Source organism: Moraxella nasovis, from assembly GCF_022701215.1.
Classification (GTDB): Bacteria; Pseudomonadota; Gammaproteobacteria; order Pseudomonadales; family Moraxellaceae; genus Moraxella; species Moraxella nasovis.
On record NZ_CP089976.1, the window covers coordinates 1,444,977 to 1,463,309 of the forward strand.

At 42.1% G+C, this 18,333-nt stretch carries 19 protein-coding genes; 14 read left to right on the plus strand and 5 right to left on the minus strand.

Annotation, left to right across the window (positions count from 1 at the left end):
• The first annotated feature begins 24 nt into the window (after positions 1-24).
• On the plus strand, positions 25-777 hold the full coding sequence (locus LU293_RS07040) for a Rossmann-fold NAD(P)-binding domain-containing protein (RefSeq protein WP_242746752.1): 753 nt from the start codon (positions 25-27) through the stop codon (positions 775-777).
• Between the two features lie 610 nt (positions 778-1,387).
• On the opposite strand, the gene LU293_RS07050 is transcribed toward LU293_RS07040, so the two are convergent.
• The gene (locus LU293_RS07050) at positions 1,388-1,603 is read right to left on the minus strand and encodes a DUF2788 domain-containing protein (RefSeq protein ID WP_242746754.1); all 216 of its coding nucleotides are present in this window, start codon (positions 1,601-1,603) and stop codon (positions 1,388-1,390) included.
• A 183-nt stretch (positions 1,604-1,786) separates the two neighbouring features.
• Between LU293_RS07050 and argS the strand changes: the two genes are divergently transcribed.
• Entirely contained in the window at positions 1,787-3,622 is a 1,836-nt protein-coding gene (gene argS, locus LU293_RS07055; protein WP_242746756.1) for an arginine--tRNA ligase, read from the plus strand.
• Positions 3,623-3,634: 12 nt separating this feature from the next.
• A complete protein-coding gene (locus LU293_RS07060) occupies positions 3,635-4,306 on the plus strand; it encodes an SPOR domain-containing protein (RefSeq protein WP_242746758.1) in 672 nt (223 codons plus the stop codon).
• A 57-nt stretch (positions 4,307-4,363) separates the two neighbouring features.
• Here LU293_RS07060 and LU293_RS07065 read toward each other — a convergent pair whose 3' ends face one another.
• A complete protein-coding gene (locus LU293_RS07065; protein ID WP_242746760.1) occupies positions 4,364-5,281 on the minus strand; it encodes a DUF808 domain-containing protein in 918 nt (305 codons plus the stop codon).
• A 361-nt stretch (positions 5,282-5,642) separates the two neighbouring features.
• Here LU293_RS07065 and gdhA point away from each other — a divergent pair, with 361 nt between their 5' ends.
• A complete protein-coding gene (gene gdhA / locus LU293_RS07070) occupies positions 5,643-6,983 on the plus strand; it encodes an NADP-specific glutamate dehydrogenase (RefSeq protein ID WP_242746763.1) in 1,341 nt (446 codons plus the stop codon).
• Positions 6,984-7,049: 66 nt separating this feature from the next.
• Here the strand turns inward: gdhA and LU293_RS07075 are convergent, their stop codons facing one another.
• The 3 genes from LU293_RS07075 to LU293_RS07085 form a co-directional block, all read right to left on the minus strand.
• Positions 7,050-7,871 (minus strand): sulfite exporter TauE/SafE family protein, encoded by an 822-nt coding sequence (locus LU293_RS07075; RefSeq protein ID WP_242746766.1) that lies wholly within the window; start codon positions 7,869-7,871, stop codon positions 7,050-7,052.
• Between the two features lie 91 nt (positions 7,872-7,962).
• A complete protein-coding gene (gene ccoS, locus LU293_RS07080) occupies positions 7,963-8,142 on the minus strand; it encodes a cbb3-type cytochrome oxidase assembly protein CcoS (protein WP_242746770.1) in 180 nt (59 codons plus the stop codon).
• Between the two features lie 152 nt (positions 8,143-8,294).
• Positions 8,295-9,473, minus strand: coding sequence for an acyl-CoA desaturase (locus tag LU293_RS07085; RefSeq protein ID WP_242746773.1), 1,179 nt, complete (start codon positions 9,471-9,473; stop codon positions 8,295-8,297).
• A 335-nt stretch (positions 9,474-9,808) separates the two neighbouring features.
• On the opposite strand from LU293_RS07085, the gene LU293_RS07090 reads away from it, so the two are divergent.
• The 10 genes from LU293_RS07090 (at position 9,809) to LU293_RS07135 (ending at position 18,319) form a co-directional block, all read left to right on the plus strand.
• Entirely contained in the window at positions 9,809-10,429 is a 621-nt protein-coding gene (locus LU293_RS07090) for a TetR/AcrR family transcriptional regulator (RefSeq protein WP_311195307.1), read from the plus strand.
• Positions 10,413-11,693 carry a type IV pilus biogenesis protein PilM gene (gene pilM / locus LU293_RS07095; RefSeq protein WP_242746777.1) on the plus strand — a complete coding sequence of 427 codons (1,281 nt, stop codon included), beginning with the start codon at positions 10,413-10,415 and terminating at the stop codon, positions 11,691-11,693. The genes LU293_RS07090 and pilM overlap by 17 nt, the downstream gene beginning before the upstream one ends.
• Positions 11,683-12,288, plus strand: coding sequence for a PilN domain-containing protein (locus tag LU293_RS07100; protein WP_242746781.1), 606 nt, complete (start codon positions 11,683-11,685; stop codon positions 12,286-12,288). The genes pilM and LU293_RS07100 overlap by 11 nt, the downstream gene beginning before the upstream one ends.
• Positions 12,275-12,943, plus strand: a complete 669-nt coding sequence (locus LU293_RS07105) for a type IV pilus inner membrane component PilO (RefSeq protein ID WP_242746783.1) — start codon at positions 12,275-12,277, stop codon at positions 12,941-12,943. Before LU293_RS07100 ends, LU293_RS07105 begins: the two co-directional genes overlap by 14 nt.
• Positions 12,940-13,548 (plus strand): pilus assembly protein PilP, encoded by a 609-nt coding sequence (locus LU293_RS07110; protein WP_242746785.1) that lies wholly within the window; start codon positions 12,940-12,942, stop codon positions 13,546-13,548. The genes LU293_RS07105 and LU293_RS07110 overlap by 4 nt, the downstream gene beginning before the upstream one ends.
• Positions 13,548-14,924 (plus strand): type IV pilus secretin PilQ, encoded by a 1,377-nt coding sequence (locus LU293_RS07115; RefSeq protein WP_242746787.1) that lies wholly within the window; start codon positions 13,548-13,550, stop codon positions 14,922-14,924. The genes LU293_RS07110 and LU293_RS07115 overlap by 1 nt, the downstream gene beginning before the upstream one ends.
• Positions 14,925-15,039: 115 nt before the next feature.
• Positions 15,040-15,654, plus strand: coding sequence for a shikimate kinase (locus tag LU293_RS07120; protein WP_242746789.1), 615 nt, complete (start codon positions 15,040-15,042; stop codon positions 15,652-15,654).
• A gap of 4 nt (positions 15,655-15,658) precedes the next feature.
• Positions 15,659-16,768, plus strand: a complete 1,110-nt coding sequence (gene aroB, locus LU293_RS07125) for a 3-dehydroquinate synthase (RefSeq protein ID WP_242746791.1) — start codon at positions 15,659-15,661, stop codon at positions 16,766-16,768.
• A 2-nt stretch (positions 16,769-16,770) separates the two neighbouring features.
• The gene (locus LU293_RS07130) at positions 16,771-17,685 is read left to right on the plus strand and encodes a hypothetical protein (RefSeq protein WP_242746793.1); all 915 of its coding nucleotides are present in this window, start codon (positions 16,771-16,773) and stop codon (positions 17,683-17,685) included.
• 7 nt (positions 17,686-17,692) lie between these two features.
• Entirely contained in the window at positions 17,693-18,319 is a 627-nt protein-coding gene (locus LU293_RS07135; protein ID WP_375540326.1) for a carbonic anhydrase, read from the plus strand.
• The last annotated feature ends 14 nt before the right edge of the window (positions 18,320-18,333 follow it).

Here is an 18,333-nt window from a genome sequence, read left to right on the forward strand (position 1 = left end):
GTTTTTAGGTGTTTTAGAATAATAATGACAAAAATCTTAATCATCGGTGCAGGTAAATTGGGCTTGCCATTAGCCAAAATGCTAAAGACAGCTTATGATGTTACCATTGTCAGCCGTAGCCAAAAGCCTATTGATGGTGTACGCCAAGTTATCAAGGATGTCGCCACTTTGACGACAGAAGATTTTAAAGAAAGTTTTGATGTGGTTTATGTGATTTTAAGCCCAAGCGAACGCACCATCTTAGGCTATCTACAAACTTATGTAAAAACAGCTCATCCAATCAGCGAATCAGTTTACTCCCCAAACACTCATCTGATTTATGTCTCATCAACAGGTGTATATGGTCAAAACCAAGGTGAGATAGTGGATATTCACACCAACCCAAATCCTGCCACGCCTAAGGATCGCTGTCTATACGCTGCTGAGCTATCCTATCAAGCATTTTGGCAACATCAACTGACAATCGTTCGCCCAAGTGGATTGATTGCAGGTGAAATTAGTAGCAGTAAGTACTTGGTGGAGCAGGCTCTTAAGGCAGCAAGTCCAATGGAGCGTCATTGGCTAAATATGGTCAAAAGACAGACGGTGATTGTAAATTTGGCAAAGATGGCACAACTTGCGGTATCAAAACGTATCTTTGAGCAGTATATTTTAAATGAAAGCTGTCAGCTGCGGCATGAGATTTATAATAAAATCCGCCAAGACTATGGCTTATCTGCCATCACGCCAAGTGATGCACCAGTTAGCGGTAAGCGACTTGTCGGCAACTTCGTTTAAGCTTAGAGCTACGCATATGAATAGCTATGCCAGAGCATGTCATAAGTAAACAAAGCTACACATGAGAAGTCTGCCAACGCTTTAAGGGATAAAATCAAGCTTATTGAAAATTATTTTGGCGGTGCTTATCAAGGCAAACGTGGTCTCGTGGTGTTGGCGGTAAAACGGCTGTATTTGGCTTATTAAGACATGATGGTTTAAAGCGTGATGGTAAGCTTATGCGATGGTGATAAAAGACACAAAGGTAATACGCTAATGCCCATCATTACAAGTTTAAGTAAACTTAATCGTGGTGTTTATACAGATAGCCATAAGAGCTATAATGCTTTAGATGCAAGTGTTTTAAGCATTTTAGAGCAAATCATTCAAAGAGTTTATCGATAAACAAAACAGAGCCAATCACATCTAGCACCCGAAGCTTTTGATCGTAAGCTTAAGCGTGCACTACGCAAATATAACGGCATTGACAAGAAAAACTTCCATCTATTTATTAAAGACGAAAGTTTTGTTTGAACTAGATTTGCCTATAATTAGCTGCCTATAATCAGCTTAAAGTATTAAGAAACTGGTGTGGCATTTAAGGACAATCTACTACAGACCCTAAATAAGCCTAAATAACCCAAGTTTTTAGCACAAATTCAATCACAATTTTAGCAAGAAAGCCCATAAAACCTGCCCCTAATGCCACAAAAATCCAAAATGTTCCTTGCTTGCCTGCATTGGACTTTTTGGAGATATCCCACATGATAAAAAATAAGAATGCGATGAAGATGGGTAATAAAACGTACAGCCCAAGCATGGTGATGGTTTGATCGGAGATGGTCATGATAATCTCTTTTAAATAAGTTTATTGGCATTATAACACAACTTACGGTGAGCTATTTTGTGAAATCAGCCAAAAACAGTCTTGATTTTGCTATTTTTATACGAATTTTAACCTAAGATTAAAAAATTTTGTTAGAATAAAAGTTTTCTTTATTAAAACCAAAAAGCACGAATAAGGCAAGCTATGACAACCCAAACCGATCCGAAAACAAACCAATTAACCCAACTTTTTCAAGCCACATTAGACGAGCTAAAAGCTGAAGGTACATTGCCTGCTGATTTTTACCCTCCGATTAATTTGGTCAGACCCAAAGACACAGCCCATGGGGATTTTGCATGTAATATTGCTTTGATGAGTGCTAAAAAAGCAGGCAAAAACCCTCGTGAACTTGCCGAAAGATTTTTGGTGCGACTAAATGCGTCTGATTTGGTTGAAAAGTGTGATGTAGCAGGTGCAGGGTTTATTAATGTGTTTTTGAATTTAGATGTTAAATTTGCCGTGCTAGATGAGATTTTTACAAAAGGCGAGAAGTTTGGCTTGTCTTGTATCCATAGTGGTAAAAAAGTACAAGTTGAATTTGTGTCTGCCAATCCTACTTCAAGCCTACACGTTGGACATGGGCGTGGGGCAGCGTATGGCATGAGTGTGGCTAACCTTTTAGAAGCCACAGGTTATGATGTGTGCCGTGAGTATTATGTGAATGATGCTGGGCGTCAGATGGATATTTTGGCGACCAGTACTTATTTGCGTTACTTGCAGGCGTGCGGTGAAGCCATTACCTTTCCTGTGAATGCGTATCAAGGCGACTATGTCGTTGATTTTGGCAAAGTTTTGTTTGATAAATATGGCGATAAATACCGCCATGCCATAAGCGATGTAATAAAAGATGTGCCTGCTGATGCGGTTTTTGAGATTCAAGACGGCGAAAAAGTGCAAGTATCAGGCGATAAAGAGTTACACATTGATGGGCTAATCGCAAACACGAAAGCCCTACTTGGTGACGCAGGATATGAGATATTTTTAGAATTTGCGTTAAACCATATCTTAGATGATATCAAAGAAGACTTAGCAGAATTTGGGGTAACTTTTGAGTGTTGGTATTCAGAACGAACCTTAAAAGATAAGATTAATGATGCACTGGCTGTGCTTGACGCCAATGGGTATTTATACGAAAAAGATGGCAATATTTGGTTTAAATCTACCGCTTTTGGTGACGAGAAAGACCGTGTGGTTAAGCGTGCTAATGGGCTTTTAACTTACTTTGCTTCTGATATTGCATATCATAAGGATAAGTTTGATCGTGGGTTTGATACGGTGATTAATGTGTGGGGTGCTGATCATCATGGCTATATCCCTCGTGTGAAGGCAGCGTTATCGGCAATGGGTATTGATCCTAAGCGATTAGAAGTCATGCTGGTGCAGTTCGTGGCATTATATCGTGGCGATGAAAAAGTAGCAATGTCTAGTCGCAGTGGGCAGTTTATCACCTTGCGTGAATTGCGTGAAGAAGTGGGTAATGATGCGGCGCGTTTTTATTATGTGGCACGCACGCCAAATGTACACATGGATTTTGATTTAGAGCTTGCCAAGTCCCAAAGCCGTGATAATGCGGTGTATTACATTCAGTATGCACACGCACGCATTTGCCGAGTGTTTGAAAGACTAGAAAAGTTTGGCGTTACCTTTGATGATCAAATGGCAAAAAATGCTCAGCATTTACTTGCGCTAGAGAGTGAAAATGAGCTGATTAAGCGTTTGTCTGCCTATTGTGAAACCATCGTTAAAGCTGCCAACGCTCGTGAACCACATATTTTAGCCAACTATCTAAAAGACTTGGCAAGTGATTTTCACGCTTGGTATAATGACAATCGAATCTTGCCAAAGGGTCTGTCTGACAATGCAGCGACAGCAGAAGAGATAACGCTCATGCAAGCACGTTTAAGACTGTCTTTGGCAGTCAAGCAAGTGCTTGCCAATGGTCTTGGGCTTTTGGGCTTATCAGCACCTGATGCGATGTAAGGAGCGACAATCATGAGCCATAAAAAGCGACCTTCTGCTGTTTATCGAGACATTGAAAATCAGAAAAAAAACGCTGTAACCAGTCTAGTGTGGCTAATATCAGGCGTATTTGTTATGGCTGGATTGGCGATCTTATTGTATTTATCGCCGATGTTTGGCAATCATCAAAACGCTGATCAAGCTGAGCCAGAGCAGTTAGTTGAGCCGATAGCAACTCCAGCTCATCCTGAGTCTGAGTATGAATTTTATGATGTACTGCCTAAACAAGATTTTAGCAGCACCCCTGATGAGACGATTGATTTTGGCGGCACGCAAAACACGGCAGACACAGTAGTCAGTGAGCAAGCAAATGATGAACCTGTGGCGACAGTCTTAGAAGATGATCATGTGACATCTAATGGCGATCAAGCAAATACAAGCACGTCAGATCAAGATGCTCAGTCTACGTTTATTTTACAAATTCGTAGTTATGATAACGCTGAAGATGCTGATTTACGCCGAACCGATGTACTGATGGCAGGCGTGGATGCGGTGGTGGTTCGCCGTATCGATCCTAAGACCCAAAAGCCACTTTATCAAGTGATTTCCTTGCCAATGACCAGTCGTGAAGAAGTAAGCCGTGCCATGCGATTACTTCAAAGTAACGGCATTGATGCTTTGATGGTGGAACAACGCCATAAGTAGTGATTATGGTATTTATTAAAAAAGCCTTGGTGAAAATCAAGGCTTTGCTGTCCATTGTTAGATTTTGCTTTTGATTTTTTTGCCACCTAAAATAACTGCCAATACCAATAAACCTGCAATAAGTCCGATGGTGCCATTATATAGCATCTCGGCAATGCCACTTAGCATGCCAGAGAGTGCCGATAAGTCTTGTGCTTGATGATGTAAGATGTCGATGCCATGTACTAAGATGCCACCGCCAACTAAGAACATCGCTAGAGTGCCTGCGATTGACAAAAACTTCATTAACTTGGGTGCAAATGATAAAATCGCTCCTCCAAGTTTTTGGCTTGTGGTGTCTGGCTTTTGTGTTAAATGCAGACCGATGTCATCTAGCTTAACAATTAGACCAACCAAACCATAAACACCAACCGTCATAACGATGGCGATAACCGACAGTGATACAGCTTTAGCGGCAAGTGTTGCAGCTGCCATTGTTCCAAGTGAGATGACGACAATCTCAGCTGATAAAATAAAGTCTGTACGAATCGCACCTTTAATTTTTTCTTTTTCTAAGGCGATAAGATCGACTTTTTGGGCATTTGCTTCTAGTCGGTCATGGTGCTTTTTTTCGTCATCGAGATCGTGGGGCAGTAGGTTTGGTGCAAACTGATGTACTACTTTTTCTGCTCCTTCATAGCATAAGAAAAGCCCGCCTATCATCAAAAGCGGTGTGATTAACCATGCAGCTACAGCACTGATTACAAGAGCGGCAGGTACTAAAATGAGCTTATTTACAAAAGAACCCTTAGCAACCGCCCAGACGACAGCAAGCTCTCTGTCGGCACGCACGCCAGATACTTGCTGTGCGTTTAAGGCAAGATCGTCGCCAAGCACCCCTGCGGTCTTTTTAGCAGCGACTTTTGTCATGACAGATACATCATCTAAGATGACGCTGATGTCATCAAGTAACATTAATAAATTGCCAGCAGCCATAACTATCCTTTTGTTCGTTGATTGGTCAGTGTGCGACTTTTTGGGTTATGTGTATTGCAGGCTATTATAAATCAACTTTTTTGTTTTTCGTGAAAAAATTGACTGCTATTAGACTTATCAAAAGAATTATGTAAATTAAATGATAAAAATCAATATGTTATATATTTAAAATCATTTATAATGATAAACAAAATATCATTTATCAATTTAAACTAACAATAATCGCTTGTATTTTTGGTGTAATCTCTGTATTATTATATTTGCTAATGTATTCATCATTTATTTTGATAAAATACATCAAGCACTATTATTTTTCATCATTTGTCCATTAAATCCATCAAACAAGCTTAAGGATTGTATCATGACCATTCAATCAGCCATTGAAAAAGTAAGACAAAACTATGCTCATCAGCCAGAATTTATTCAGGCGGTAGAAGAGGTTGCATTAACCATCAGCGAGGCTTATGCCAACAATCCTAAATTTGAAGAATTCAAGGTATTTGAACGCCTGTGTGAACCAGATCGCATCATCAGTTTTCGTGTAAACTGGGAAAATGATAAAGGTGAAGTGCAGGTGAATCGTGGCTGGCGTGTACAGTTTAGCAATGCCATTGGTCCTTATAAGGGCGGTTTACGTTTTCACCCAACAGTAACCGAAGGCACGCTAAAATTTTTGGGGTTTGAACAAATTTTCAAAAATGCTTTAACAGGTCTGCCTATGGGTGGTGGTAAAGGTGGTTCAGATTTTGACCCTAAAGGTAAATCAGAGGCTGAAATTCGCCGTTTTTGCTATGCGTTCATGCGTGAACTTCATAAAAATATCGGCAAAGACATGGATGTGCCAGCTGGTGATATCGGTGTAGGTGGCCGTGAAGTGAACTACATGTTTGCGATGTATAAAAACTTAACTCGTGAATTTGAAGGCGTATTAACTGGTAAAGGCGTCGGTTTTGGTGGTAGTTTAATCCGCACCGAAGCGACAGGTTATGGTCTGGTGTATTTTCTTGACAATATGCTAAAAGTGAACAATGACACGCTCGTTGGTAAAACTGTTTTGGTATCTGGTGCAGGTAACGTGGCTCAGCACGCTGCCGAAAAAGCCTTACACCTTGGCGGTAAAGTCATCACCTTCTCAGATTCAAGAGGTACATTGGTGGATAAAGATGGCTTTACTCAACAAAAGATTGACTGGGTAAAAAATCATAAAGCCAACGGTAAAGCACTAGCTGACTATGTGGCAGAGTTTGGTGGCGAATGGTTGGAAGGTGAGCGTCCTTGGCAATTTGAAGCTCAAGTTGCTTTGCCTTGTGCTACCCAAAATGAAGTCAGTAAAGAAGATGCTGAGCATCTGGTGAAACTTGGCGTAAAATATGTCGCAGAAGGAGCGAATATGCCACTGACTGCTGAAGCTATCGATGTCGTGCGTGATAATGGTGTGGCGTATGCACCTGGTAAGGCGGCTAATGCTGGTGGTGTGGCTGTATCTGGTCTTGAGATGAGCCAAAACTCTGTGCGTGAGTATAAGAGCTTTGCCGAGCTAGATGAGAAACTACAAAACATCATGAAAAATATCCATGACAATGCTAAAGAAGCTGCTGAAAAATACGGCACAACCAAAGATGCGGTAGATTACATGACAGGTGCGAACGTGGCAGGCTTTATCCAAGTGGCAAATGCTTTGGTAGCATACGGCACATTGTGATAATTATAAGTTTAACAAAAAACGGCATAGATTGCCGTTTTTTGTTTTTAAAGCATCATCATTTGGTTAATGGTGAGAGTGATTTGTACCCATATGCTCATGATGGCCTTGGTTGGTATGATGATTGTGTTCATGGCTATGATGTCCATGCTCTGATACATCGTCATGAGAGTGGTGCTCGCCATGTCCGTGATGGTGTCCACCATGCAAAGTGTGCATAATAGGCATGGCAAATGCTACAGCAAGCCCTGATACCAATAAGACTGCACCGCTAAACTGACGCAAGTTAAATCGCTTAACGTGCTGCTGCAACCATCTTATGGTAGTGCTTGCCATTAATAGAGCAGGCATCGTGCCAAGCCCAAATCCGAGCATGAATAATACGCCATTCATACTGCTGCCCGCTGTAGATAGGCCAACTGCCACGCCTAATGCTCCATACACTAAGCCACAAGGTAAAAATCCCCACAAGATTCCTGCAAAGATTGCCTTAACGGGGTTATCAAGAGGCAAAACCTTAGCACGGATAGGCGACATGGCTTGCCACATTCCCATGCCTAGCTTTTCAACACGGCCTAAAAAAGGCACGCCAAGCATGAGTAGAGCGGCAAATACCAAAGCCCCGCCTAAGATAAATCTTGGTGCTAGGTTATCACTAAGCAAAGGAGCGAGCAATTCTTTACCAAAGATAGTAGCGATAAGCCCAAGCAGCATATAACTTAAAAGTCTGCCAACATGATACATGGCAATCAGCATGCGACGCTTTGTTGGGCTGTAGTTTTGCATTGAGATGCCAAATGCTGTAACGATACCGCCACACATTCCTAAGCAATGCGGTGAGCCAAAAAATCCCATACTTAAGGCAGCAATAAAAAAAGCGATAAACATGATAAGCTCTCCCATAAAATTTAGACTTCTGGCGGTAGAAAATACGCACTAAGTCTTATGTAGTAGAATAAGTGGTGATGATTAAAAAGGGCTAATTTTGTTTCTGATTGGATAGGGCCTGTCGGCGAGTTTGACGATCGTCTAAGATAATCTGGTCTGGTGCGTTGTCTAAATCTTCAAATTGGTTTGATTTAACAGCATAAACAATTGCCCAGATAGCAACGACAAAGAGCATTAAACTTAGTGGGATTAGTAGATAAATGCTTTGCATAAAATCTCAAAAGCACAAAACGTGCATTAGGGTTTAAGCTATTATACAAAAACTTTAGGCTGTGTGCCATAGTTAAGATGAACTCTCAAATAACTAAATATAAAAAACCCTGCAAAAAGCAGGGTTTTTAGGATCTAAAGCGTTATGTAAGCTTAAGCGTTACTTGCTTTGCCTTGAAGCTTAATATTAGCATCTTGGATACGTTTGCTGTGCTCTAAGATTTTACGCTCAATTTGGAGAAACTGATCTTTAAGGCGTTCATCAGCTTCATGCAAGCGATTGGCAAACTCGGTGCGTTTAAGCTCGATGGCTTTAGCTTTTAGTTGGTGCCATTCTTCTACCGTCTTGGTAAAAGCGTCGTATTCTGCTGCCACGTGGTCTTTGAGAGCTTGTAAGCGGTCATCGAATGTCATGTCGCCTTTTGCGATGCGTTCGTTGGCACGCTTAAACTGCATGGCAACTTCTGCATGCTTAATGGTGAGATTGTCCACACGTTTTAAGTTTTTGGCAAGTCCAACTTTTGATAGGGCGATGATTAGCCATTTGGTTGGGTCATATTGCCACCATTTTACACCATTACGATAGTCGTATTGAAAATGGTGGTGATAGTTGTGATAACCCTCACCCCAAGTAAAGAATGCTAAGATTGGGTTATCACGAGCGGTATTGTCATCAGTATAAGGGCGTGCACCAAACATATGGCATAGCGAGTTGATAAAAAAGGTGAAATGATGTGTCAGCACAAGGCGTAACAAACCTACAATCAAGAATGAGCCAAGCATATCACCTGTTAATAATCCAACGATGCTAAGGGCAATGGCATTGGTTAAGATAACCCAGATGCCATAATATTTATGTTGTAGGCATAAGATTTTGTCTTGTTTTAGGTCAGGAATGTTCTTATAGTCGTATTGACCGCTTGGGTATTTGTGTAGCATCCAGTCAATATGGCTAAACCAAAAACCACGACGAGATGAGTAGGGATCTTCGTATTCATCATCCACATGACGGTGATGAGAGCGATGTCCAGAACACCAATCAAAAGCTGAGCTTTGGACTGCTAATGTTGCCCCAAATAACAAAAAGTACTTTACGGCAGGGTGTGCTTCGTATGACTTATGTGCCAGCAAGCGGTGGTAGCCTGCAGTAATAGACAGACCTGTCCACGCCATAAAAATAGCAAAAGCTGTCCAGATGCCTGGGTTCACATCATGCGTGTACAGATACCAAGGCACACTCACCAAAGCGATAAGTGGCGTGGATAGTAGCACGATGGCGGGCGTCCAGTTGATGGGTGGGTTTTGGAAATCTGGGTTTGATTCGGTACTCATTGTCGTTTCCTATGAGTCAAAAAAGAATTAAATGGTTGGCTTATGCACACAGCTTAGCCAGTTCATCTATTATAGCTTAAAATATATTAAAAGTGAACATTTATTCACAATCCAAGAAAAAAATATTTGCCCAAATAAACGATGATTTAAGCGGTTAGGTTTGTTATAATAACCCCCTTTAATTTTATAAAAAAAAGACTAAAAAATAAGCTTGCATGCAAGTTTTTGGCGGATAAAACAAGGATGATTTATGGAGCGTTTGGAGTTAGTGATGGATAGTAATAAACTTAGACAACCAGCACACAAGACTGCCATCATTGATATTAGCATTAGCCATGATAAATAAAAAGCAGCAGTTTGAGCAGCGTGAGCAAAGCATACTAGCGGCAGCAGAGCAGCTGTTATTAGAATCTGGCGAAGGGAATTTAACGCTAGATAGCTTAGCCTGTCATTTAGACTTAGCCAAAGGCACGCTGTATAAGCACTTTGCCAGCAAAGATGAGTTGCTACTGCAAATCATCATCGAGCATGAAAAACGCTTATTTTGCATGAATAATGTCGATGATGGTGCGGCAGCGGGAATTGTGCGTATGGTGCTGCAGCAGCTGCGTCTGCCTGTGCGTGCGATGATTTTTAATCATATTGAAGAGCGGCTTGCAAGTGTGTCATCGAGATTGCACACTCAATTTAAAGAACTATACCGCATTCGTCGAAAGCGGATGACTCGTTTGTCTGTTATCGCTCAGCAGTATCTTGATGAGCAGCACAGTAGCATGACTGTCAAAGATTATATGTCGAGCATTTGGGCAGTTGGTCAAGGTGGGGCAGGATTGCTAAATTCTAGCTTTTATCAGCGATATTTGGGCGATCGAGATGCTTTAGAATATACTTGGGTGGATCAAATTTTATCCTTGCCACGGCTGTATCCTAAGGTGGATGATGATGCACTGGCTTAAGCGATTGTTTGGCGTATCGCACTGTGCGTCTGATGTGATGGCGGTGCATTTTGGCGATGATGCTGTATTTGTTTTACAATTGCAAAAACACCGTAGTCGCATCCATGTGTCTTATTATGATAGCCAAAGTTATGACAGCCAAAGTTACCCTAAAGCTGGGACTGCCAAAGATGGCAACGACATCGGTATAGATGAGGCTACCATAGCTTTACAGCAGATTATTAGTCGCTCAAAAATCCCCTTTAGAAAAGCCATTACCTGTATGCCGACTGCCGAAACGCTAAGTCGCACGCTGTCTATGCACCCTGAACTTACCGATGATGAGATTGATGAGCAAATTTGCATGAATGCCCATCAGCATATCCCTTATCCGCTGTCTGATGTGGCGTATGATTTTACAGCTACAGGGTCTGATGATGTCGGCATGAAGCAGGTTTTACTTGTGATTTGCCGTGAAGATTCGCTAGGAAGGCAGCTTGATGTGTTGGCACAGGCTGGCTTAGAGGCTAAAGTGGTAGATGTTTATGACCACGCCTTAGCACGAGGACTAAGCTTGGTTTTATCGCAGTTTTTGGGGCGTGTGGTGGCGTTGGTTGATATTGGCTGGGATAAAAGCAGATTTTATGTCGCAGACTTGACAGATATCAAAAGTGTAGATGAGTTTGGGGGTTTTGACTACCATCGTGAATATTTTTGTGGCGAGTATTGGCAGGCTAAGACGACGTTAAAGGCTGATTTTGAAAAATCCCAAGACATATCGCAGGTAGATGACTTTTATACAGATTCAATCCAGCCAACGATCGCTTGGGGTAGCACGCTATCTGATAAAGATATTAGTCACCATGCGTTGGTAGAGCCGACTAAGCTTCAAGAGCAAGCAGACACATCAGAGCAAAAATCTTCTTATGTTATTAGTTTTGAGGCCTTGACGGACATGCCAATTAGCCAAACGAATGCAGCGGATGATTGTGATCTTGATGATGCGTATGTCAGTTATATGAGCGGACAAATTGCCACAATGCTAGAACACTATCAGATGGCAACAGGTGTTCGTGTGGATGTGGTGATGTTGTCAGGCGGTAAGCGTCAGCTAGAGCAAATCGCTAAAGATATAAAAAAACAAGAGGGCATACCTTGTTATGTGGCAAATCCCCTAACGGATATGGCGATAGGTCAGCGTGTGGATTTGGCAAGAATAACCAAAGATTTGGCGCGTTTATTTGTGCCTTTTGGGCTTGCATTAAGGGCGTTCGATGATTGCTAAAATTAACCTACTGCCTTGGCGTGAAGAGCGAAAAGAATTTCAAAACAAAGAGTTTAAAAAAATGATGGCGATGGCTGTTATTCTTACTCTTGCTATCGTTGGTGCAGCGTGCCTGTACCTAAAAAGTCAGCTAGATTACCACCACCGCATAAATGAGAAAATTACTGCCAAAATAACCAAGCTTGATGAAGATATTGCTAAAGTTGCCGTACTACAACAACAAAAAAACGACTTATCAGATAAAATGGCTTTAATCAACAGTCTGACTGCTAAGAGATTTTCTTTACTTGTGGTGCTCGATCATCTGACAAAAAACAGACCAACTGGCATATTTTTGGGGCAATTATCCCAAGATGATGGCGTGATAAATATCACAGGTTATGCCCAAAATAACGAGCAGGTTGCGATGTTCGCTAAAGCAATAGAAGGCGATGTTTTAAGCGATGTCATGATAACGGCACTGGTGGATACGCCACTTCCAGCCGATGTAAGGGCAAAGCACGCAGGCGGTCAGCTGGTGCAGTTTGTGATGACAGCAAAGGTTTTTAAGGATATGCCTAAAGGCAAAACGGACAGTGTAGATGCAACACCATAAAATAGATGGGTTTGATCGCCGTACACGCCTTGCTAAAAAATGGCAGGCGTTAAACACCATCACCTTAAATAATATTGGCTCATCACCTTGGCAAATCCGTGCTACGCTACTGCTAATGGTATTTATGGCGGTGTTCGTATTGGCATGGTTTATGGTGATTCACCCCATGTATCTTGAGATTGAAGCGACACAGCGTCAACAAGAAGTGCTGTTAGATGAGTACGCTCTTAAGTATACACAGGCAGCTTCTTTGGGGGGCAAGACAGAGCAGCTTGACAAACTGCGTACTAACTTTTCTGCAGACTTAGCCAAGCTTTCTTATCATGTCAATATGACGCAAATCATGGGAAGAATTCATGATGCGGCAAATGCTGCAGGCGTGACGTCTGTAGATGTGGCGATGGCTGAGAGTGTTGATACGCCTTTATATACCGAAAAACCACTCCAGATAACCATTAAAGGCAGCTATCATCAGCTTACTCGATTTTTAATGACATTATCAGAGACGCCAGAGCTGATTACAGTGCATGATTTTGATATGCTAAATGAGGCAGGTCTTGGTGATACACCAACATTGCAATTAACCATGCAAATCAAAACCTACGAGGCTAAAGAAGAGTTGCCTGATGAGACGTCTCAAAAGGAGGTCTTATGAAACGGTTGGCATATCAATGTCTGGTGGTGGTCGGGTGTGTTACAGCAGTGCTAGGCTGTGGTGATTTATCAAATAATAACGATGAAGATGCCATCGTTGAACAAAAGCTTGCGTCAGTGTCATTATTATCAGTTCAGCAAGATGAAAAGATAATTTTACCCATTCAAGCAAAGCGTTCATTTAATTTGCCAAACGATTTATTTGCCGCCCCGTTCTTAGTGCGTACTAAGAGTAGTGCTAAGACTGATACCAAGCTTGATACTCAAGCTGATAAGCCACCATCAACGCCCGCATCTGAGCATAAGATAAGCACGCCATATCAACCAACCAAGCCAAGCCATCAGGCCACATCTGTGTTATCGCAACATCCATTACAGTCCTATGATTTACATGAACTGCATTATCAAGGGTATCTTCAAAAAGACGGTCAGATGATTGCATTGGTGGTGTTGCCTAATGGGCGAGCATATGCTGTAACGGTTGGGCAATATCTTGGCGTGCAACGAGCTAAAATTACTGCCATCACACAAAAACAGATGGTGCTGCTATCAGCAAATGATGAAGCCATCGTTTTGCCTTTTGAGGTGAATAGTTTGGGGAGATAATGACAAAGTTAATCAATGCAATGCCGACTTGGCAAAAAATAAAGCACAAACTTGGCGTATTCATGCTGGTACTTCCTTTGTCTGCTTTAGCTGCCGAGACGAACCACGATACCCAATATCATGGCGATCGTATTTCTGTGGATTTTTATGATATGCCAGTACAAGCGGTGATTAATGCCCTAGCGACAGTAGGCAAAACCAACATCATCGTTAGCGATAAAGTGGCAGGCAACATCACCTTAAAGCTTAATCATGTACCATGGGATCAAGCCTTAAGTATCGTGCTTGATAGCAAGAATTTGATTAAGACCACCAATAATGGCGTACTAGCAGTCATGACAGCCGATGAGCTTGCCGATATCAATGCTCAAAAATCAAAAAGCCAATCTGCCTACGAAGAGACGCTACCACTACAAACTGAATACATTCGCTTGCATTATGCAGATATTAAAGACGTGCAAAAAATCATCTTAGGCGAAAGCTCACAGAAGGCAGGCACGCAGGCACAAGCAGGGCTATTATCAGCACGTGGCACGCTTGGGGTCGATACGCGTACAAATACGCTTATCATTAAAGACACAGCGGATAATCTAGCAGATATCCATGATGTATTGGCATATATTGATGTACCTGTTGATCAGGTGATGATAGAGGCTAGGATTGTCTCAGCGTCTGATAAATTTAGCCGAGAGCTTGGGGTGAATTTTGGTATCTTATCTAATCAATCTAATCTGCAAGTTGGTGGCTCTCAGACAACCTTGTGGGATATGCGAACGACAGACTATATGAGGCGAGGCGTACATCGCCCTGATAATTTATCGGTTAATCTTGGGGCGATAAATCCAGCTGGTAGAATCGCATTTGGCATTTTAAATATGTCTGATGTCGTGCTTGATCTTGAGCTGTCTGCAATGCAAGCAGATAACCGAGGTGAGGTGATATCCACACCAAAGGTGTTGACCGCAGATAAGCAAACTGCACGCATCTCATCAGGTATGCAAATTGCCTATCAAGAAGAGACATCTTCAGGAGCAACCAATTCGGTCTTTAAAGAAGCAGCACTTGTCTTAGAGGCGACACCAAGCATTACACCTGATGGTAAAATTAATCTAAAATTACTCATTAAAAATGGCACGCCTGTTACCAATCTTGGTAGTATTGCCATACAAGAAGATTCTATAGAAACACGAGTGCAAGTTGAAGATGGGCAAACTGTCGTGCTTGGCGGTGTGTATCGCCATATGCAAGGAAAAGGCGTTAAAAAAGTTCCTTTTCTTGGTGATTTGCCACTCGTAGGAGGACTGTTTCGTAATGAAAGCCGTATGGATGATAAAGAGGAGTTGATGATTTTTATTACGCCTAAGCTTGTCAAGTAAATGAATACTCTAAGAATTGATGAGTATGGCAGAATTTTTTTTGGTAAAATTTGATTGGTAAAATTTACATAAACCTTGTATCATAGGTTATTTTGATTTTGTAATTGAGCAAAGAATGAATGATGATGTATCGGCGATTATTGAAGAAACGATCGTAGAAAGACCGAGTACGCATTTAGCCAAACATTTACCACCTGTGTACTTGGTGGGGCCGATGGGGGCAGGAAAGACCACCATTGGTAAGCTGTTGGCACGCCATCTGGGGCGTGAATTTGTGGACTGTGATTGGTATATCAGTGAGCAGACAGGGGCTGACATTCCTTGGATTTTTGCTAAAGAAGGCGAGGCAGGCTTTAGGGATAGAGAGACTAAGGCACTACAAGAGCTGACCGAACGCACCGATGTTGTTATGGCGACAGGTGGCGGTGCTGTTGGGCGTGCCAAGAATCGAGATTTATTAAAAAAAGGCTTGGTTATTTATCTTGATGCCAATGTAGATACACAGCTTATGCGTACCAAAAAAGACAAAAACCGCCCGCTATTACAGTCTGAAAATCCCAGAGCAGTCTTAGAAGAGTTGTACCAAAAACGCAGCCCATTATATCAAGAGGTTGCTGATATTATTGTGCCAACAGGGCGTGCCTATCCCAAGCAAATGATTAATGAGTTGCTTGATTTTTTACAACAATATGCTGATACGCACAGCATCTATTTTCACCACAAAAGATAGTACTATGAAACAAACCACGCTAACCGTCCATACCCAAAGCCACGATTATCCGATTTTTATTACCGCAAGTAAAGCAAATAAAATCGATTTAGTCACTCAGATTGTGCCTTATATTAAGGGCAAGCAAGTGCTTATCGTCACAAATGAAACGATTGCACCGCTTTATTTGTCAGGCGTTCAGACGGCATTAGAGCAGGCACATTATACTGTGGCGACGTGCATTTTACCTGATGGTGAGGCGTTCAAGAACCAAGACAGTATTAACAGCATTTATGATGTGCTAATGCAAGAGCATTTTGCTAGAGATTGCACGCTGATTGCGTTAGGGGGCGGTGTTATCGGCGATATGACAGGGTTTGCAGCAGCAAGCTTTATGCGTGGTGTGAACTTTATCCAAGTCCCAACAACGCTATTATCTCAAGTAGACTCGTCAGTAGGTGGTAAGACAGGCATTAATCATGCTTTGGGCAAGAATATGATAGGGGCTTTTTGGCAGCCGATGGCGGTGCTTGCAGATATGGCGACCTTTCAGACATTGCCAAAGCGTGAGTTTGCAGCTGGGCTTGCTGAGGTGGTGAAGTACGCCTTAATTATGGATGTGTCGTTCTTAGATTGGCTTGAAGAGCATACCGAGCAAATCAATGCTCATGATGGTGATGTTTTGGCCAAGATGGTGTATCGATGCTGTGATTATAAGGCAAAGATTGTCGCTTTGGATGAAAGAGAATCTGGAAAGCGAGCCTTGCTAAATTTTGGGCATACTTTTGGACACGCCATTGAAACCCATCAAGGATATGGAGCATGGCTACATGGTGAGGCAGTTGCAGTTGGTATGGTGCAGGCATTAGCGATGTCGCATAAGATGGCACTCATTAGTCGTGATGAGGTGAGTCGTGTGATTCGATTATTGCAAGCGTTTAATCTACCGATTGTGCCACCAAAGATTGATGTTAATGATGCACTAACGTTAATGGGGCATGATAAGAAAGTTCAGCGTGGGCAGATTCGCTTGGTGCTGTTAAGGTCGCTTGGCGATGCGTTTGTTACCGCAGATTTTGAGCCAGAGATGTTGATGGCGGTGCTAAGTTCGGTAGATGAGTATGTGGGTGCATGAATATGACAAATCACTTTAAACAAAGTTCAGTTTATTTTCGTCGCCAAGCTTTTTATTGGTTCGTGATGGCGGTGGTGATTTTGGTTGCTTGGCTTATTTTATGGCTAATGAGTGCCACCCCTAGTACTGCCACACCCACTGCCGAAACCCAAGTAACGTCCCAAGATTTCACATTGCCAGAACGAATCGATTCACTTGATGAGTTGTCAAAGGATGTAAAGCCGATTGAGCTTTCATCTTTAGTACGAGACCTTAGAAATTATCCGATTGAATTTAAAGATAAGCGATATTTTGAAAAAATTAAAAACAAATACGTCATCGAAGTTATGAACGTCAGTAAAAACGAAGTTGTTGCAGATTACTTAAATGGGCGTAAAGATCGTGATGATTTTGTGTATTTTCGCTATTTAGACGAACAAAAGACCCCACGTTACCTGCTGGTTTATGGCAAGTTTGATGACAAAAATGCTGCTAAAGCAAAACTTACATCTAATGATTTTAAATTACCAAAGTCAGTAACCTTAAGCGTACAGCCTGTTAGTCGTTATTTGGATATTATCGATGACTATCAGCTTGATGATGTGCTTGATTATGCAAAAAGCACAAAGCGTCAAGTTACCCTAAAACAGACCAGACAAGAAATTCCGATTGAAGTGCCAGAGGATTTGGAGATTCCATCAAATACTGAGCTTGACTTACCGATCACTTCGGTTATAGAAGACGTTGCCACACAAGCCAAACCAAAAGAAGACAAGCCAAAACCTACAACTTCTCCAGAAAAAACTAAGGATAAGCCTAACGCAGAGGCAGCTAAGCCAGAAAATCCTACTGCCCCAACTGAAGAAAAATCAAAGCCTGTGATAGAGCCGAATACAAATACACCAAGCGTCCCTGGCTCTCACAGTCGATTTGGGTAAATGACCAATGATAGATAATTTAGACGCCCAGACGGTACTGGCAAATTTAAAAGCGGGCAATGCTCGTTATATGGCAAATCTAGCCAGCACCAAACCATTAAGTGTGCCACCCCCAACGCTTGTCGCTGAGCAAAAACCCAGTGCGATTATCCTTGGCTGTTCTGATGCACGTGTGCCTGTTGAGCTGATTTTTGATCAAGGGCTTGGTGAGCTTTTTGTGATTCGTGTTGCAGGTAATGTGGTTGCACCAAGTCAGATAGGCTCTATTGAGTTTGCTGCTGAGAAGTTTGGCACTCAGCTTGTGGTTGTGCTTGGGCATTCAAATTGCGGAGCGGTGACAGCGTGTGTTGAGGCATTAGCCAACCCTGAGCAGTATTATTCACCAAATTTACAATCCATTGTTGATCGTATCCGCCCAAGCGTCTATAACTTGCACGAGATTGCCACAGCGTCTGATGGTGAGATGGATATGGGCGAGTTTATTGACCGTGCAGTGCGTGCTAATGTGCGAATGTCAGTTAGTCAGTTGCGACACGGCTCACGCATTTTAGAAGATATGGTAAATGCAGGCATGCTAACCATTATCGGTGCTGAGTATGATGTGGCAACAGGGCGAGTGGATTTCTTTAGTTAGTGTTATAAGCTTGT

What these genes read in the sequence shown, in the direction of transcription:
- LU293_RS07115 (WP_242746787.1), top strand. Translation starts at nt 13,548, where the DNA reads ATGACAAAGTTAATCAATGCAATGCCGACTTGGCAAAAAATAAAGCAC.
- LU293_RS07110 (WP_242746785.1), top strand. Translation starts at nt 12,940, where the DNA reads ATGAAACGGTTGGCATATCAATGTCTGGTGGTGGTCGGGTGTGTTACA.
- LU293_RS07060 (WP_242746758.1), top strand. Translation starts at nt 3,635, where the DNA reads ATGAGCCATAAAAAGCGACCTTCTGCTGTTTATCGAGACATTGAAAAT.
- gdhA (WP_242746763.1), top strand. Translation starts at nt 5,643, where the DNA reads ATGACCATTCAATCAGCCATTGAAAAAGTAAGACAAAACTATGCTCAT.
- argS (WP_242746756.1), top strand. Translation starts at nt 1,787, where the DNA reads ATGACAACCCAAACCGATCCGAAAACAAACCAATTAACCCAACTTTTT.
- LU293_RS07050 (WP_242746754.1), bottom strand. Translation starts at nt 1,603, where the DNA reads ATGACCATCTCCGATCAAACCATCACCATGCTTGGGCTGTACGTTTTA.
- LU293_RS07135 (WP_375540326.1), top strand. Translation starts at nt 17,693, where the DNA reads ATGATAGATAATTTAGACGCCCAGACGGTACTGGCAAATTTAAAAGCG.
- LU293_RS07120 (WP_242746789.1), top strand. Translation starts at nt 15,040, where the DNA reads ATGAATGATGATGTATCGGCGATTATTGAAGAAACGATCGTAGAAAGA.
- LU293_RS07065 (WP_242746760.1), bottom strand. Translation starts at nt 5,281, where the DNA reads ATGGCTGCTGGCAATTTATTAATGTTACTTGATGACATCAGCGTCATC.
- aroB (WP_242746791.1), top strand. Translation starts at nt 15,659, where the DNA reads ATGAAACAAACCACGCTAACCGTCCATACCCAAAGCCACGATTATCCG.
- LU293_RS07130 (WP_242746793.1), top strand. Translation starts at nt 16,771, where the DNA reads ATGACAAATCACTTTAAACAAAGTTCAGTTTATTTTCGTCGCCAAGCT.
- LU293_RS07085 (WP_242746773.1), bottom strand. Translation starts at nt 9,473, where the DNA reads ATGAGTACCGAATCAAACCCAGATTTCCAAAACCCACCCATCAACTGG.
- LU293_RS07090 (WP_311195307.1), top strand. Translation starts at nt 9,809, where the DNA reads ATGATAAATAAAAAGCAGCAGTTTGAGCAGCGTGAGCAAAGCATACTA.
- pilM (WP_242746777.1), top strand. Translation starts at nt 10,413, where the DNA reads ATGATGCACTGGCTTAAGCGATTGTTTGGCGTATCGCACTGTGCGTCT.
- LU293_RS07075 (WP_242746766.1), bottom strand. Translation starts at nt 7,871, where the DNA reads ATGTTTATCGCTTTTTTTATTGCTGCCTTAAGTATGGGATTTTTTGGC.
- LU293_RS07105 (WP_242746783.1), top strand. Translation starts at nt 12,275, where the DNA reads ATGCAACACCATAAAATAGATGGGTTTGATCGCCGTACACGCCTTGCT.
- LU293_RS07100 (WP_242746781.1), top strand. Translation starts at nt 11,683, where the DNA reads ATGATTGCTAAAATTAACCTACTGCCTTGGCGTGAAGAGCGAAAAGAA.
- ccoS (WP_242746770.1), bottom strand. Translation starts at nt 8,142, where the DNA reads ATGCAAAGCATTTATCTACTAATCCCACTAAGTTTAATGCTCTTTGTC.
- LU293_RS07040 (WP_242746752.1), top strand. Translation starts at nt 25, where the DNA reads ATGACAAAAATCTTAATCATCGGTGCAGGTAAATTGGGCTTGCCATTA.